The organism is Pseudokineococcus sp. 5B2Z-1 (assembly GCF_037482305.1).
In the GTDB taxonomy this organism is placed as follows: Bacteria; Actinomycetota; Actinomycetes; order Actinomycetales; family Quadrisphaeraceae; genus Pseudokineococcus.
Genome location: NZ_JBBHZG010000002.1, coordinates 454,145 through 470,300, shown reverse-complemented (window position 1 = coordinate 470,300; position 16,156 = coordinate 454,145). Strand labels below are relative to the sequence as shown.

The 16,156-nt window shown below is 78.0% G+C and carries 10 protein-coding genes; 1 reads left to right on the top strand and 9 read right to left on the bottom strand.

Annotated features, from left to right (window positions below; translation table 11 throughout):
- The first annotated feature begins 174 nt into the window (after nucleotides 1-174).
- Nucleotides 175-2,631, top strand: coding sequence for a hypothetical protein (locus WDV85_RS06345; RefSeq protein ID WP_339569837.1), 2,457 nt, complete (start codon nucleotides 175-177; stop codon nucleotides 2,629-2,631).
- 19 nt (nucleotides 2,632-2,650) lie between these two features.
- On the opposite strand, the gene WDV85_RS06340 is transcribed toward WDV85_RS06345, so the two are convergent.
- From WDV85_RS06340 to WDV85_RS06300, 9 genes are all read right to left on the bottom strand, one after another.
- Nucleotides 2,651-4,834: a S9 family peptidase gene (locus tag WDV85_RS06340; protein ID WP_339569836.1), complete on the bottom strand. Its 2,184-nt coding sequence runs from the start codon at nucleotides 4,832-4,834 to the stop codon at nucleotides 2,651-2,653.
- A gap of 220 nt (nucleotides 4,835-5,054) precedes the next feature.
- The gene (locus tag WDV85_RS06335; protein ID WP_339569835.1) at nucleotides 5,055-7,118 is read right to left on the bottom strand and encodes a cytochrome c oxidase assembly protein; all 2,064 of its coding nucleotides are present in this window, start codon (nucleotides 7,116-7,118) and stop codon (nucleotides 5,055-5,057) included.
- 151 nt (nucleotides 7,119-7,269) lie between these two features.
- Nucleotides 7,270-8,124, bottom strand: coding sequence for a nitrilase-related carbon-nitrogen hydrolase (locus WDV85_RS06330; protein WP_339569834.1), 855 nt, complete (start codon nucleotides 8,122-8,124; stop codon nucleotides 7,270-7,272).
- Entirely contained in the window at nucleotides 8,121-9,512 is a 1,392-nt protein-coding gene (locus tag WDV85_RS06325; RefSeq protein ID WP_339569833.1) for a dihydrolipoamide acetyltransferase family protein, read from the bottom strand. The genes WDV85_RS06330 and WDV85_RS06325 overlap by 4 nt, the downstream gene beginning before the upstream one ends.
- 99 nt (nucleotides 9,513-9,611) lie before the next feature.
- Nucleotides 9,612-10,625 (bottom strand): alpha-ketoacid dehydrogenase subunit beta, encoded by a 1,014-nt coding sequence (locus WDV85_RS06320; RefSeq protein WP_339569832.1) that lies wholly within the window; start codon nucleotides 10,623-10,625, stop codon nucleotides 9,612-9,614.
- A complete protein-coding gene (gene pdhA, locus WDV85_RS06315) occupies nucleotides 10,622-11,815 on the bottom strand; it encodes a pyruvate dehydrogenase (acetyl-transferring) E1 component subunit alpha (RefSeq protein WP_339569831.1) in 1,194 nt (397 codons plus the stop codon). Before pdhA ends, WDV85_RS06320 begins: the two co-directional genes overlap by 4 nt.
- Before the next feature lie 211 nt (nucleotides 11,816-12,026).
- Nucleotides 12,027-13,109, bottom strand: coding sequence for a histidinol-phosphate transaminase (gene hisC, locus WDV85_RS06310; protein ID WP_339569830.1), 1,083 nt, complete (start codon nucleotides 13,107-13,109; stop codon nucleotides 12,027-12,029).
- Between the two features lie 80 nt (nucleotides 13,110-13,189).
- Nucleotides 13,190-14,161 (bottom strand): UDP-glucose 4-epimerase GalE, encoded by a 972-nt coding sequence (gene galE / locus WDV85_RS06305; RefSeq protein ID WP_339569829.1) that lies wholly within the window; start codon nucleotides 14,159-14,161, stop codon nucleotides 13,190-13,192.
- Between the two features lie 157 nt (nucleotides 14,162-14,318).
- Nucleotides 14,319-16,151 carry a hypothetical protein gene (locus WDV85_RS06300; protein WP_339569828.1) on the bottom strand — a complete coding sequence of 611 codons (1,833 nt, stop codon included), beginning with the start codon at nucleotides 16,149-16,151 and terminating at the stop codon, nucleotides 14,319-14,321.
- Nucleotides 16,152-16,156: the final 5 nt, after the last annotated feature.

Genomic DNA, 16,156 nt, shown 5'->3' with positions numbered 1-16,156 from the left:
AGCGTGACCGTGCACGGTCACGCTCGTGGACGCCTCTTCCGTCCGGGCAGGTCAGTCCACAGATCGGAGAACCGGTGTCGTCCCCGTCCTCTAGCGTCCGCCGAGCACCGCCGGACGGCGGCGACGGACGAGACGGGGGACGAACCGGTGGTCGACGAGAGCTCAGGGACGCCGATGCCTGCAGGGCACGACGATGACGCGCGGGCTGCCGGTCGGCCGCCCGTCCCGCCGTCCGGAGGCGGTGGCCGGCCGCTCGCGCAGCTGCCCGACGCCCTCGTCACCGGGGCGATGGCCGGTCTAGGCACGGTGGCGTGGGGTCTCCTCGTCTCGGTGGTCCTCCTCGTCGTGGGCGTGGCTGCCGGGGCCGCCGCAGGAGCGGCCGAGGGCGCCGGCGCCGGTGGGCCGGTCAGCTCGGCCGCGGATCTCGTCCAGGGGGCGTCCGTCCTCCTGGCCGCCCCCTGGCTGGCGCTCGGCGCCGCCCTGGGGGCGCGGCTCGCGCTCGACGTCACCTCGACGGCGGGCGGCGGCGAGGCGACGCTGGTCGCGACGCCGCTCCTCCTCACCGCCCTCGTCCTCGCCGGTGCCGTCCTCGCCTCATGGCTGGGCGAGCGGCGCCGGCCCTCCCGCGGGCCGTCGTCGCTGTGGCTGGCGTCCGCCGCCTCGGCGGCGGTGGCGGCCCTCGTGACGACCGTCGCCTGCGCGGTCACCGCAGTGCGCGCGAGCAGTACCGAGGACGGCACCGCGGTGGAGGTGGAGCTGACCGCCGCCGGTCCTCGGCTCCTCCTCGTCGGCTTCCTCCTGGTCCTGACCGCCGCTGCTGCGGGGCGTGCGCTGGCCCGGCCCCGCGGCGACCGGCTCACGGACCTCGGTGTGCCCCGGGCCGTGTCCCTCGTCGTCGCCCCTGGCGCTGCCGCGGGGGCTCTTCTCGTCGGGGGTCTGCTCGCCGTCTCGGCCGTCGTCGCGCTCGTCACCGTGCCCGTCGTCGCCGAGGAGGACCGCGTCCTCGCCCTCGCCCTGGCTCCCTGGTGGCTGGGGCACGCCGCCGTCGCCGTGGCGGCCGTCGCGCTCCCCGGCGCGGTGGCGGGGTCCGTCGCGGCGCTCGGCAGCACGCTGGCCGAGGACCTCGACGTGCTCTCGCCCCAGCTGCCTGCCGCAGCGCCCGCTCTCGTGCTGCTCCCCGCGGCCTTGGCCGTCCTCGTCGGCTGCCGCGCCGGTCTGCGCGCGGGGGCCCCGGGCCGTCGGCGCTCGTGGTCGTCGGCGTGGGTCGCGCCGACGACGGCCCTCCTCGTCGGCGTCGTCATGGCGGCCCTCGCGGCGGTGGACGGCCGCGGCAGCGCGACCCTCCTGCTGTCCGTGGACGCTCGGGCGGAGGGGTCGGTCCTGCCCGTCACGGTCCTCGCCCTCCTCTTGTGGGCCGTCGTCGTCGAGGTGGCGGCGCGCACCCTCGCCGGACCGCTCGCCGCGTCGGCCCCCGGGTTCGCACGCCGTCTCGCCGGGCCCGACCGCCTCGAGGGCCCCTCCGGTGGTGGGGTGGAGGCGCCGGGTCGGATCGGCCAGGCCACCCTCGAGGCCGATGGCGTCGCCGAGAGGTACGACGGGAGCGCGGCCACGGCGTCCCCGGCCGGCGCTGCACCGAGTACCGGCCGGCGGAGGGCCGCCCTCGTGACCGGCGTCCTCGGCGGCGGGCTGGTCCTCCTCGTGGCCGCCGTCGTCGCCCACGGCGTCCTGCAGGAGCGCTGGCACGGGCCGCAGGTCGTCGCCGAGGACTACCTGCGGGCCCTCGCCGCCGGGTCGGCCGACGAGGCGGCGGGCATCGTCGACCCCGACGTCGACTCGGCGCAGCGCTGGCTGCTCACGGACGAGGTGCTGGCGGAGGCGACGGCGCTGCCGACGGACGTCCGGGTCGACGACGTGGCCGTCGAGGGTGACGTCGCCGCGGTGACGGCCAGCTACGCGCTGGACGGCGTCCGCCAGTCCGTCGACCTGGTGCTCCGGCGCGACGGCCGCACGGGCGTCGTCTTCGACCGCTGGCGGCTGGACACCCCGCTCGTCGGCTCCGTGGAGCTCGTCGTCCCGGACGACGCGCAGGTCGTGCGCGTCTCCGGGGCGGACGTCGAGATCAACGGGGGTGCGCAGGTGAGCCTGCCGGCCTACCCCGGGGTCTACGAGGCCGCCGTCCTCACGGGATCCCCCTACCTCGCAGCGGTCCCCGTGCCGGTCTCCACCGCTGACGCCGCCGAGGCGGCCGGTCTGCAGGTCGAGGCCACACCGGAGCTCGGGGAAGAGGTGCAGCGCCAGGTGGACGACCTCGTCGAGCAGTGCGCGGAGGAGGCCGTCATCGACCCCGAGGGCTGCCCCTTCGACGCTTACGAGTACCGGGCCCAGGACGTCGAGTGGAGCGTCGAGCGCCTCCCCGTCGTGGATGTGGAGCGCACCAGCTCCCTCTTCGGCGGCAGCTCGTGGTCGCTGACCACGCTCGAGCGCGGCGCGATGAGCTACACGGCCCGGGTGCCGAGCGGGTTCTTCCTGACCGAGGAGCTCGTCGAGACGACCGGGGAGGCGGACGTCGTCGTCTCCGGCGACGTCGTGGTCACCGGAGACGACGTGGTGCTCGTCCTCTCGCCCTGGTGAACCAATCCCGTGTCGCTCCCTACCCCAGGTGGTCGGGCTGCACCCAGGCCCGCCCGAGCACGTGCTGGTCGAGGAAGCCCAGCACGGTCTGGTACCAGGCGACCGCGCCGCCGGGCGAGAGCACCCAGTGGTTCTCCTCGGGGAAGTACAGGAACCGGTGCGGCGTCGAGCCGTCCTCGGCGCTGCTCCGCGAGACGAGGTCCCACCACAGCCGCAGGCCCTCGCCGATCGGCACCCGGTAGTCCTTGTCGCCGTGGATGACGAGGGTCGGCGTCGTGATGGCGTCGGCGCTGTGGTGCGGGCTGTTCTCCCGCGCCATCTCGGCCGTCATCTCGCGGCCCCAGAAGTACGCCGCGTCCGTCGTCGGGCCGAACTGGTCGAGCGCCCAGAGGCTGGCGTGCGTGACGACGGCGTCGAAGCGGTCGGTGTGCCCGGCGATCCAGTTGGCCATGTACCCGCCGAAGGACCCGCCCATCGCCGCGGTGCGAGTGGCGTCGACGTCGTCCCGCGCCTCGGCGGCGTCGGTGGCGGCCATGAGGTCGGTGAAGGGCGCGGCGCCCCACGCGCCCCAGCCGCGCTGCACGAAGTCCTGCCCGTACCCGGTCGACAGCGCCGGGTCGGGCAGGAGGACGGCGTAGCCGCGCGCGACGGCCAGCCACGGGTTCCAGCGCCACGACCAGGCGTTCCACGAGCCGAGCGGCCCGCCGTGGACCCACAGGAGCAGCGGGGCCGGCGCGTCGGCGCTCGCGCCGTCCGGGAGGCACAGCCAGCTGCGGACCTCGGTGCCGTCCGCGGCGGTCGTGCGGAGGTCCTCGAGACGGCCGGGCAGGGCCAGCGGCGCGACGGGCGAGGGCAGGTCCTCGACGGCGCCGTCCTCCAGGCGCACCCGGACGGGCGCCGGGGCGCCGTCGTACGCCGAGCGCAGCGCGTAGGCCCACCCGTCGGGCGAGACCTCGACGCCGGCGTAGGCGCCGTGGTCCGCGGTGAGGCGGCGGACGTCGCCGGAGGCCGCGTCGACGAGGAAGAGCGGGGCGGCCCCGGCCTCGTCGGCCTCGACGACGAGGGCGGCGCCGTCGCGCGTCCAGGTGAGGGCGTGCGGCCAGCGGTCCCACCCCTCGGTGAGGTCGCACCGCTCCCCCGCGCCGACGACGGCACCGGCGTCGTCGTGCTCGAGGTCGACGAGCGCGAGCCACGAGCGGGGGGGGCGCTCGGGCGTGCTGATGCGCTGGGCGACGAAGGCGGCGGTGCGGCCGTCGGGCGACAGGACGGCGCCCTCGTGCTCGACCTCCGGGTCGTCGAGGAGGACGGTGCGCCGCCCCGTGGCGACGTCCACGGCGACGAGCTGGAGGGACTGCTCGCCGTGCGCGCGCAGGACCGTCCACGTGCCGACGGCGGTGCGCCCGTCATCCGAGAGGTCCCAGGCCGCCTCGTGCAGCGCCGGGCCGACGTGGCCGGTGAGGTCGCGCAGCGCGTAGCGCGGGTCGGGGTCGCCCGCGGTGCTCGCGGGGCCCGCCAGTGCGTCCGCGGCGAGGAGGCGGTCGCGGTCGGGCCCGAGGTCGTGGTCCCAGAAGCGCACCGGGTAGCCGGTGTGGAGGACGGCGCCGACGCCCGCCTCGCTGCGCGCCGAGCGGGCCGCGGCGTCGTCGCCGCCGGTCGCCGTGCTCGGCATCGTCGGCGAGGTCGCGAGCAGGGCCCCGCTCGTGCGCGCGACGGCGACCACCGACACCCCGCCGGGTCGGGCCGCGACGGGCCGCGGCTCGCCCGTCCCGCCGGGCAGGCACCACAGCGCCGGCGGGGCGTCGTCACCGGGCTTGCCCCCGCCGCCCGGCTGGCCGGGCTCGGCCGCCGGACCGGGGTGGGGGTCGGGCTGCGGCTTCGCCCCCGCGCGACCGGGCGCCGACGGCTCGGGGCGCTTGGCCGTGAAGAGCAGGTCGCCCTGCGGCGTCCACACCGGCGCGGCCTCGCCGGTGGTCCCGCGGGTCAGGCGGCGGCAGGGGCCGCCGTCGAGCGGCGACTCCCACAGGCTCGTCACGTAGCCGGTGCCGTCGCCGTCGAGACCCGCGACCGCGAGCGCGAGGCGGCGCCCGTCCGGGCTCAGCGCGAGGCCGCTGACCCGCGGCTGCGCGACGTAGGCGGAGAGGTCGGCGAGCGGGTCCGCGGCGGGGCGGTCGTCGGTCGCGCGGTCGTGAGAGGACGTCGTCACGGCCCTGTGCTACCACGCGCGGCCCCCGGCGACCGGGCGAGCGTCGCCACCCCCGGGGCCGTCTGTCGCCGACGTGCCCTCGGCGGTCGCCCTCACACGGCGAACTGACGACGAAGTGCCTCGAGAGGGCACCCCCTGACGGCGGGGTGACGACGAAGTGCCCGTGAGGGCGCCCCTGGACGGCGATGTGTCGACGAAGTGCGTCCGGGGGGCGACCGGGTCAGCGGCGGGGGGCGTCCTGGCGGTCGCGCTCGGCGAGCATCGCGTTGTAGGCGGCGAGCTCGGCGTCGCCGGTGCGGTCGGCGGTGCGGTCGCGGCGGCGCTGCTCGCGCTCGTCGCTGCGGGCCCACTGCACGGCGACGACGACGACGAGCAGCAGGGTCGGGAACTCGCCGATGCCCCAGGCGATGCCGCCGCCGGTGCGCTGGTCGGCGAGCGCGTCGATCCCCCAGCCCGTCGAGGAGAACCAGCTGCCCGCGAGCAGCGTCTCGCTCGAGATGATGGCGATGCCGAAGAACGCGTGGAACGCCATCGTCGCGAAGAGCAGGACGACGCGGAGCGGGTAGCTCGGCCGGTTCGGCCCCGGGTCGATGCCCACGAGCGCGTTGGCGAAGAGGTACCCCACGCCGATGAAGTGGACCATCATCAGCTCGTGGCCCGTGTGGGTCGACAGCGCGAGCTCGAAGAGCGGCGTGTAGTAGAAGACGATGAGGCTGCCGGCGAAGAGCACCGCCGCCACGACCGGGTGCGACACGAGGTGCAGCCACCGCGACTCGGTGAGGACGACGAGCCACTCCCGGACCCCGCGCGAGCCGTCGCGGCGCTTGGGGATCGAGCGCAGCGCGAGCGTCATCGGCGCCCCGAGGACGAGCAGCACGGGGATGAGCATGCTCAGCACCATGTGCTGGACCATGTGCGCGCTGAAGACCGTGCGGCCGTAGGCGGCCGGGGCCCCGCTCGTCATGTAGACGAGGACGACCAGCCCGATCGCGAAGGCGATGGTGCGGCCGACGGACCAGCGGTCGCCGCGGCGGCGCAGGCGGGCGACGCCGCGCCCGTAGGCGACGGCCAGCGCCAGGGCGACGGCGACCCACAGCACGTCGGTCTGCCACTGCGTCACGAGGCTCGACGGGCGGAACGGCTCGGGCAGCGCCTCGCCGGTGAGCAGCTCCGCGGGCGTGGGCGCGGGCGGCAGCTCCTGCGGCACCGGCGGCTGGGTCAGCGACAGCGCCGCCGCGACGCCGGACACGGCGCCCAGCAGCACGACCTCCCCGCCGACGAGCCGCCAGAAGGGCCCGCGCGCGCCCGCGCCGGCGGCCGTGCGCGTGTCGATGGCGGCGAGCAGCGAGCGCCGGTGGACCCACCCGGCGAGGCCGAGCAGGACGCTGGCGGTCGCCTTCGCGACGACGAGGAGCCCGTAGCCGGTGCCGAGGAGGTCGGCGAGCCCGGCGACGCGCAGCGCGGCGTTGGCGACACCCGACGCGACGACGAGCACGAAGCCGACGAGCGCGAGCGCGGAGTAGCGGCGCGCGACGACGGGGAGCTCGGCACCGGTGCTGCGGGCGACGGCGACGAGCGCCATGAGCCCGCCGAACCACACCGCGACGCCGAGGACGTGCAGCCCCCAGGAGCTGACCGCCGTCTCGTGGCCGCTCGTGCCCGTCGAGTGGGCGTTGAGGGCGAGCGGCACGATCGCCAGCGCACCGAGGGCCGCCGTCCAGCCGGCGCCCGCGGGCGTCCGCACGCCGACGGCCGCGGTGGCGACGAGCGCCACGACGACGGTCGACACGAGCAGCGCCTGCCCCTGGGTGATCTGCGTGGCGACGATCGCGAGCTGGGCACCGAAGGACGGGTCGGCCAGCGGCGTCCCCGAGAGGTTGGCGGCCGTGAGGACGAGGACGGCCAGGCTGGCGACCGTCCAGACCCCCGACGCCACCGCCGCCGTCCGGGCGGCCGGGGCCCACGACGGCGCGCGCGCCGGGACGACGCCGGCCGCGAGGACGAGGCCGCCGAGCGTCATCGCCATCGCCAGGTCGCGCAGCAGGGTCGCCACGGGCAGCCCGTACCGGACGAGCGCGCCGGGGTCGCGCACGAGGTCCGGCGAGGCGGCGCCACCGGTCGCGAGGGCCCAGAGCAGGCCGAGCGCCGTGGCCAGCGGGGTGAGGACGACGACGACGAGCCACCACCGCGGCGGCGAGGACGTCCCCGACCGCGCGCCCGTGGGGCGGGGCGCACGAGCGCTCCCGCCGTCCCGCTGCGCCGTCGGCGCCGTCCCCGCGCTCACGCAGCAAGGGTAGGCGCCGCCCGGCGGGCCCTCGGGCCCGCCTCCGTGACGGCCCGCGGCGGAGGAGGCGCCACGTCCAGGGCCGAGGCCCCCGGAAGGTGGAGGAGGCGTCACCTCCACCCCCAGAGGCACTCCGGTGGTGAAGGAGGCGTCACCGTCGCGGCGGGGCGACTCCGAGGCGGCGGTCGGCGAGCACCGGGAAGGCGGCGCGGGCGGCGTCGACGACGCCGGGGTCGACGTCGACGACGAGGACCTCCTCGGCCTCGCCCGCCTCGGCGAGCACGGCGCCGTCGGGTCCGACGACGGCGCTCGCGCCGGCCATGGGCGTGCGGGCGTGCGTGCCGGCGGTGCCGCAGGCGGCGAGGAGCACCTGGTCCTCCAGCGCGCGGGCCCGCACGAGGAGGCGCCAGTGCTCGGCGCGGGCGGCGGGCCAGGCCGCGGGGACGACGACGAGCCGGGCCCCGCGGTCGAGCAGCGCGCGGAACATCTCGGGGAAGCGCAGGTCGTAGCAGGTCGCCAGCCCCACGGGCAGGCCCCGCTCCACGGCTGGGCCCGGATCCACGGGCAGAGCGGGCGCCCCGGCTGGCCCGCCCGGCAGGGGGGCGTCGACGACGACGACCTCCTCCCCCGGCGTCATCACCTCCGACTCCCCGCGCCCGTGCCCGAAGCGGTGCACCTTGCGGTAGCGCGCGAGCAGGGCGCCGTCCGGGCCGAGGAGCAGCGAGGTGTTGTGGAGGGCGTCGCCGTCGCGCTCCACGAGGGAGCCCGCGTGGACGACCGCGCCGCAGGCCCGGGCGGCGTCGGCCATCGCCCGCGCCGTGGGCCCGTCGGGCGCCTCCGCCCGCTCGGCCCACGTCGCGCTGGCGAACCCGCCGTGCGCCCACAGCTCCGGCAGGACGACGAGGTCCGCGCCCTCCTGCGCGGCGACGAGCGCGGCGACGCGGTCGCGCCGGGCCGCGACGGGCTCGTCGTCGCCGTAGCCGACCTGGAGCAGGTGGAGCCTCACGACCAGACGACCGCCTGGCTGGGGCGCTCGAGGACGGCGGCGACGTCGGCGAGGAAGCGCCCGGCCTGGGCGCCGTCGACGACCCGGTGGTCCACGGTGAGGCCGAGGGTCGTCGTCCAGCGCGGCCGGACGCGGCCCTTGTGCACCCACGGCCGCTGCGCGACCGACCCGAGCGCGAGGATGCCCGTCTGGCCGGGGTTGAGCAGCGGCGCGCCCGCCTCGATGCCGAGGGACCCGATGTTCGTGATGGTGAAGGAGCCGCCGGTCATCGCCTCGGGCGCGGTGCGGCCCTCGCGCGCGGTCGCCGTCAGCTCGCCGAGGGCCCGCGCCAGCTCGAGCAGGTCGAGGGCGTGGGCGTCGCGGACGACGGGCACGACGAGGCCGCGGGGCGTCGCCGCCGCGACGCCCAGGTGGACCCCGGCGGGCAGGACGAGCTCCTGGGCGTCGCCGTCCCAGCGGGCGCCCATCTCCGGCGTGCGACCCAGGGCGAGGACGACGGCGCGGGCGGCCAGCAGCAGCGGGGAGACGCGCACGCCGACGAAGCGCTCGTCCTGCTTCACCCGGGCGACGAGCTTCATCGTCCGCGTGACGTCGAGGGTGTGGAACAGCGTCGCCTGCGGCGCCTCGGTGCTGCTGCGGACCATGGCCTCGGCCATGGCGCGCCGCACGCCCCTGACCGGCACCCGCTGCTCCTGGCCGGGGACGCCGGACGACGGCGCAGCCGCCGCCGCGTCAGCTGCCGCGTCGAGGTGGCCGAGGACGTCGGCCCGACTGACCGTGCCGCGCGGACCCGTGGCGCGGACCTCGGCGAGGTCGACGCCCCGCTCCCGCGCGAGCTTGCGCACCGGCGGGGCCGCGAGGGGCCGGGCCGGGGCCGCCGAGGACGCCGCCGTCGGCGCGGGGTCGACGGCCGCCGCGGGGGGCTCGGCCGGGAGGTCGGCGCGCGCGCCGCTCGCCGCCGGCGCCGGCGCCGCGGGGGCGGACGGGGCGTCAGCGGCAGCCTCCGGCCCCGGCGCGCTCCCGCCGTCGGCACCGGCGGCGGCCGCCGGACGGCGGCGGCGCGACGTGCGCTTGCCCGGCCCGTAGCCGACGAGGACGTCGCGGCGCTCGCCGTCCCCGCCCTCGCCGTCCCCCTCGCCGTCGGCACCGGCGACCTCGACCGCGACGATGGGGGTGCCGACCTCGACGGTGCGCCCCTCGTCGACGAGCAGCTCGCGCACCACGCCCGCGAAGGGCGAGGGCAGCTCGACGAGCGACTTGGCGGTCTCGATCTCGACGAGGACGGCGTTCGTGGCGACCTCGTCGCCGACGGCGACCCGCCAGGCGACGACCTCCGCCTCGGTCAGCCCCTCACCGACGTCGGGGAGCCGGAAGTGCTGCACCGCCACGCGGTCCTCCTGAGCCTCGGGGCGGCCGGGCCGCCGGTCGTCTGAGCTGCGCCTGCCGCGCGCCGCGCCAGTGTGGCGCAGGGCGGCGGGCCGGCCGCGTCAGGTGTCGAGCACCCGGTCCACGGCGTCGAGCAGGCGGTCGGCGTCGGGCAGGTACTCCTCCTCCAGGCGCGCGGCCGGGTAGGGCACCGAGAACCCGCCGACCCGCAGCACGGGCGCCTCGAGGGAGTAGAAGCAGCGCTCGGTGACGCGGGCGGCCACCTCGGCGCCGAGGCCGAGGAAGACGGGCGCCTCGTGCGCGACGACGCAGCGGCCGGTGCGGCGCACCGACTCCTCGACGGGGGCGAGGTCGAGCGGGGAGATCGAGCGGAGGTCGACGACCTCGAGGCTGCGGCCCTCCTCGGCGGCGGCGTCGGCCGCGCGCAGCGCCAGCGGGACGGTGGGCCCGTAGGCGACGACGGTGACGTCGCTGCCGGGCCGGACGACCCGCGCCCGGTGCAGCGGGTAGGGCTCGGCCGACGGGTCGAGCTCGGCCTTGTCCCAGTAGTGCCGCTTGGGCTCGAAGAAGATCACGGGGTCGGGCGAGGCGATCGCCTGCTGGATCATCCAGTAGGCGTCGACGGCGTTCGACGGGCTCACGCAGCGCAGGCCCGTGTGGTGGGCGAAGAGCGCCTCCGGCGACTCGCTGTGGTGCTCGACGGCCCCGATGCCGCCGCCGTAGGGGATGCGGATGACGACGGGCATCGTCAGCGTCCCGCGGCTGCGGTGGGTCATCTTCGCCAGCTGGGTGACGATCTGGTCGTAGGCGGGGAAGACGAAGCCGTCGAACTGGATCTCGCAGACGGGCCGGTAGCCCCGCATCGCCAGGCCGATCGCCGTGCCGACGATGCCGGCCTCGGCCAGCGGGGTGTCGACGACGCGCTCCTCGCCGAAGTCCTTCGCGAGCCCCTCGGTGACCCGGAAGACCCCGCCGAGGGCCCCGATGTCCTCGCCCATGACGAGGACCTTCGGCTCGCGCTCCATCGCGGCGCGCAGCCCCAGGTTCAGGGCGCGCGCCATGGTGACCCGCTCGGGCCCGCGCCCGCCGTCACCCGTCCCCGTGAGCTCGCTCATGCCGGCCGCCCCTCCTCGCCGTCCAGGCCCGCGAGGTAGGCGGCGTACCAGGCGCGCTCCTCCTCGACCTGGGGGTGCTCCGCCGCGTAGGCGTGGTCGAACATCGAGCCCGGCTCCGGGTCGGGCATCTCGAGCACCGCCCGCCGCAGCCGCGACGCCGCGGCGTCCCCCTCGCGCGCGACCTCGGCGAAGAAGGCGTCGTCCGCGCCGTGGTCGCGGCGCAGGTGCGCCTCGAGCCGGGTGAGCGGGTCGCGGGCGCGCCACTGCTCCACCTCGACCGAGGGCCGGTAGCGCCCCGGGTCGTCGGACGTCGTGTGGGCGCCCATCCGGTAGGTGAACGCCTCGACGAGGGTCGGCCCCTCGCCGGCGCGGGCCCGCTCGGCGGCCGCGCGCACGACGGCGTAGCAGGCGACGACGTCGTTGCCGTCGACGCGCACGCCCGGGAAGCCGAAGCCGCTGGCGCGCTGGGCGATGGGCACGCGCGTCTGCCGCTCCGCCGGCACGGAGATGGCCCACTGGTTGTTCTGGCAGACGAAGACGACGGGCGCCTGGTAGGCGGTGGCGAAGACGAAGGCCTCGTTGACGTCGCCCTGGCTGCTCGCCCCGTCGCCGAAGTAGGCGAGCACGCACGCGTCGCGGGCGGGGTCGCCCGTGCCCACGGCGCCGTCGCGCTGGACGCCCATGGCGTAGCCGGTCGCGTGCAGGGTCTGGCTGCCGATGACGAGCGCGTACGGGCTGACGCCGGTGGCCTCGACGTCCCAGCCGCCGCGGTCCACGCCGCGGAAGAGGGAGAGGACGTGCGCCGGGTCGACCCCCCGCACCATCGCGACGGCGTGCTCGCGGTAGGTCGGGAAGAGCCGGTCCTGCGGCAGCGTCGCCCGGGCCGAGCCGACCTGCGCGGCCTCCTGGCCGAGCAGGCTCGCCCACAGGCCGAGCTCGCCATGGCGCTGCAGCGCCGTGGCCTCGACGTCGACGCGCCGGGCGAGGGCCATGTCGCGGTACATGCCGCGCAGGTCCTCGGCCGTCAGCGTCGCCGCGTGGGCCGCGAGGGCCGGGTCCTCCTCGTGGTCGACGCGCCGCCCGTCCGGCGTGAGCATCTGCACGACGTGCATCGGCCCGGCCGCGGTGGGCGCCCCGCCCGCTGCGGACGGGGTGGCGGCGGTGGCTGTGCGGCCCGTCGACGACGTCACGTGCCCTCCCTCGGCGGCCTGCGCTCGCTGCTCGACCCGGTGCTCGGGCGATCCAGCGGGGCACGGTACTCCGGCGTCGGGGGCGCCCACGGCCCCGTCCGGCCGCCGCGCGGACGCACCGGGCGGCGCGTGGGGCGCCGGTGGAGGACGACGGGCGCGCGGCGCCCGGTACGGGCTCCCGAGTGGGGCGTCGACGCCGTCCGGGCGCCCCTCAGCCCCGCGGGAAGGAGGCGGCCACCTCGAGGAACCGGTCCCCCGCCTCGGGCTCGGCGATGCTCACCCGCACGCCGTCACCGGCGAAGGCGCGCACCGACAGGCCCACCGCGCTGCACGCCTCGGCGAGCTCGCCGGCGCGCTCGCCGACCGGCATCCACACGAAGTTCGCCTCCGTCGAGGGCACCTCCCACCCCTGCTCGGCGAGGGCCGCGGCGACGCGCTCGCGCTCGGCGACGATGGACCGGACGCGCTCGAGCAGCTCGTCCTCCGCCTCGAGCGAGGCGACGGCGGCCGCCTGCGCGAGGGTGCTGACGCCGAAGGGGATGGCCGTCTTGCGCAGGGCGTCGGCGACGACGGGGTGCGCGAGGCCGTAGCCGACGCGCAGGCCCGCGAGCCCGTACGCCTTGGAGAAGGTCCGCAGCACGACGAGGTTCGGGCGCTCGAGGTGCAGCGCGACCGCGTCGGGCGCCCCCGCCTCCGGCCGCACGAACTCGCGGTAGGCCTCGTCGAGGACGACGAGGACGTCGCGCGGCACGGCGTCGAGGAAGGCCTCGAGCTCCTCCGCCGTGACGGCCGGCCCCGTGGGGTTGTTGGGGCTGCAGACGAGCACGAGGCGCGTGCGCTCGGTGACGGCGGCCGCCATCGCCGGGAGGTCGTGCCGCCCGTCGGGCAGCAGCGGCACGGGGACCGGCTCGGCCCCGGTGAGGCGGACGACGATGGGGTAGGCCTCGAAGGAGCGCCAGGCGTGCACGACCTCGTCGCCGGCGCTCGCGACCGCCGTGAGCACCTGGCTCAGCACGCCGACGCTGCCGGGCCCGGCGACGACGTGCTCGGGCGGGACGCCGTCGTGGCGCGCCACCGCGGCGACGAGCTCGGTGCTGAGCATGTCCGGGTAGCGGTTGGCGCTCGCCGCCGCCCGCGCGACGACGTCGACGACCGACGGCAGCGGCGGGAAGGGGTTCTCGTTGCTCGCCAGCTTGTACGGCACCAGCCCGTCGAGCGCCTGCGGCGGGCGCCCCGGCACGTACGCGGGCACGTCGTCGAGGACCGCGCGCAGGCGCGGGTGCAGCGTCGTCATGGCCCCGCAGCCTAGGTCGGCGGCCCGGACCCGCCGGGGCGCCGCGACGCGCCTCCGGCGGAGGGGGCGCGGCGGCCGGCTCAGCCCTGCCGCTGGGCGCGCTGCTGGGCCGCCCAGGCCCCGGCGACCATGTCGTCGAGGTCGTGGCGCATGGCCCAGTCGAGGTCGCGGGCCGCGAGGTCGCCGCGGGCGACGATCCGCGGCGGGTCCCCGGGGCGCCGGTCGGCCTCCTCGGGGGTGAAGTCGACGCCCGTCACGCGGGCGACGGCGCTCATGATCTCGCGCACGGACGCGCCGTCCCCGCTGCCGAGGTTGTAGACCGGCTCGACGGCGTCGCCCGCCTCGAGGCGCCGGGCCGCGGCCACGTGGCTGCGGGCGAGGTCGGCGACGTGGACGTAGTCGCGCACGCAGGTCCCGTCGGGCGTCGGGTAGTCCGTGCCCCGGATGACGGGCGTGCGCCCCTCCGCGAGGGCGGAGAGCACGAGCGGGAAGAGGTTGTGCGGGCTCGCGTCGTAGAGCTCGGGGCGCCCGGAGCCGACGACGTTGAAGTACCGCAGGCTCGTGGCCCGCAGGCCGCTCGCGCGGGCGACGTCGCGCAGCAGCCACTCCCCCGCGAGCTTGCTCTCGCCGTAGGGCGACTCCGGGCGCGTGGGCGTCGCCTCGGTGACGACGTCGTCGGGCGGCGTGCCGTAGACGGCGGCGCTGGAGGAGAAGACGCAGCGGTCGACGCCGGCGGCGTCCATCGCCCCGAGCAGCGAGACCATGGCCGTCACGTTCTGCGTGTAGGTGTGCAGCGGGCGCTGGACGGAGACGCCGGCGTACTTGAAGCCCGCGAGGTGCACCACGCCCGTGACCTCGTGCTCGCGCAGCGTCCGCTCGACGGCGGCGCCGTCGAGGAGGTCGGCGCGGACCATCGGCACGTCCTCCGGCACGAAGCCGGCCACGCCCGAGGACAGGTCGTCCAGGACGACGCAGCCGAGCCCGGCCTCGCGGAACGCGTCCACGACGTGGGCGCCGATGTACCCGGCCCCGCCCGTCACCAGCCAGCTCATGCGCTCTCCTCGTCTCGTGGTGCCTCGGGACCCGCGCTCTTCGCCCGGTGGCGCGTGCCCTCCAGCCCTGCCGGAGGACCGCCCCGGCCGCGGCGATCCTGCCAGCCCGCCCCGTCGCGGCGGGGCGCCGCGCGGGTCCGGGCGGCTCCCGCTCCCCTCACCCGGCCCCCGGGGGACGCCGCTCCGCGAGGAAGAGGCGGGCGCTCGACGTCGTGCCCTCCCCGGCGAGGTAGGGCGCCACCCGGGCGCGCCAGGCGACGAGCGAGGGGTCGTCGGAGGCGTCGACGAGGGCCGCCGTCTCGCGGTAGCGCCCCAGGTCGTGGCCGGCCGTGCCGTCCGCCGGCTCCCCCGGCGCGGGCGCCGTGGCTGCGTCCGGCAGGTCGCGCAGCACCGTCGTCCGCGACGGCGTCGCCGGCGCGTCGGCGCCCTCGAGGCTCGCGATCCAGTCCTCCTCGTGCTCGAGCGACAGGACGGCGACGTCGGGCGGCACGTCGAGGCCGGCCACGGGCGCCCCGGCGGTGAGGACGGCGTCCACGGCGAAGCGCGAGCGCAGCGCCGGGTCGGCGGCGAGCTGGGCCGCGGTGATGCCGCCCTGGCTGTAGCCGACGAGGAGCACCGGCTCGTCGGGCGCCACGCCCGCCCGGTCCATGGCCTCCACGGCCGCGCGGGTCATGGCCGTGGGCAGCTCGCCGACCCCGCGCAGGTCCGTGCCGAGGTCGGCGGGGTTGGTCGTCGTCTCGTCCCACGGCGCCGCCGTCGTCTGCGTGGGCGGCAGGACGACGACCCACCGCCGCGCGCCTGCGCCGTCGACGACCCGCTCGACGGCGATCGGCGCGGCGCTCGTCGCGCGGCCCGCGGGGCTGAGGGCCCCGCCCCCGGCCATGGGGCGGGCGCGCGCCAGCAGGTCCGCGGTGCCGCGCGCCGGGGGGACGGACCGGGCCGGGCCGTCCGCGCGGACCTCGACGCGGGTCGGGCGGAGCGCGCCGTCCTGCCCCGCGAGCACCGCGACGCCGGCGGCGAGGTCCGCGACGTCGCGGGGCGGCCAGGCCCAGCGGTCGCCGTGCGGCAGCGCCGTCGCAGCGGCGCGCGGCCGCGGCCCGCCTCCCCCGCCCCGCACCGCCGCGGCGAGCAGCGGCGGCAGCGCGGCGACGAGGTGCTGCAGCGCCCGCGGGTGCTGGGCGGCCAGGCGCGAGGCCTCGGCGGCGAGGGCGCCGCCGGCCGCCGCCGCGTCCTCGCGCGCCAGCCCCTCGAGGTCGCCGGGCAGCGCCGCCGCGGACGCCGAGAGGGCCGCGCGCTCGCCGGGGTCGAGCCGCCCGTCGGCGAGGACGCCCGCGGCGGCGTCCCCCACCTCGCCCACCAGGCCGCCGCCCCGCACGACCACCCACACCAGCGCCGCCGCGGAGGCCGCCACGAGCACCGCGGAGCCGCCGGCCGCCCACACCTCGGGGCGGCGGGCCGCAGCCCCCAGCACGCTGCCGGCCGCCGCGGCCGCGCCGCCGCGGAGGCGGGCGAGGGAGCGGTCCACCAGCCCCTCGGCCTCCTCGTAGGCCGCACCCGCCACGGCGAGGCGTGCGGCCAGGGCCCCGCAGGCCGCCGCGGTGCCGCCCGTCCCGCCCGGGCCCACGGCGACGGCGAGGGCCTGCGCCACCGCTCCCGCACCCGCCGGGTCGACGACCGGGGCCGCCGTCAGCGTCGCCCGCGCCACCAGCGCGACGACGTCCGCCCCGACCTCGCCCAGGACGAGGGCGCTGCGGTGCAGCACCTGCGCCGCCCCGGCCATGGCCAGTCCGTCGGCGACCAGGCCCCCGGCGCCGCCCCGCACGACGAGCACCTCGGCCCCCGGCCCCGTGCCGCTCCCCGTGGCGATCCCCGTGCCGACTCCCGGTCCCAGGGCTCGGTCCACCACCGCCCCCGCCAGCGGCGCGACCAGGGCACCGGTCAGGGCGTCCCCGGCCGGTCCCACCGCAGGGCCCACCACCGGGCTCACCACCGGGC

Excerpts from the sequence above, each read along its gene's own strand:
- WDV85_RS06345 (WP_339569837.1), top strand. The coding sequence starts at position 175 with ATGCCTGCAGGGCACGACGATGACGCGCGGGCTGCCGGTCGGCCGCCC.
- WDV85_RS06320 (WP_339569832.1), bottom strand. The coding sequence starts at position 10,625 with ATGAGCGAGCTCACGGGGACGGGTGACGGCGGGCGCGGGCCCGAGCGG.
- hisC (WP_339569830.1), bottom strand. The coding sequence starts at position 13,109 with ATGACGACGCTGCACCCGCGCCTGCGCGCGGTCCTCGACGACGTGCCC.
- galE (WP_339569829.1), bottom strand. The coding sequence starts at position 14,161 with ATGAGCTGGCTGGTGACGGGCGGGGCCGGGTACATCGGCGCCCACGTC.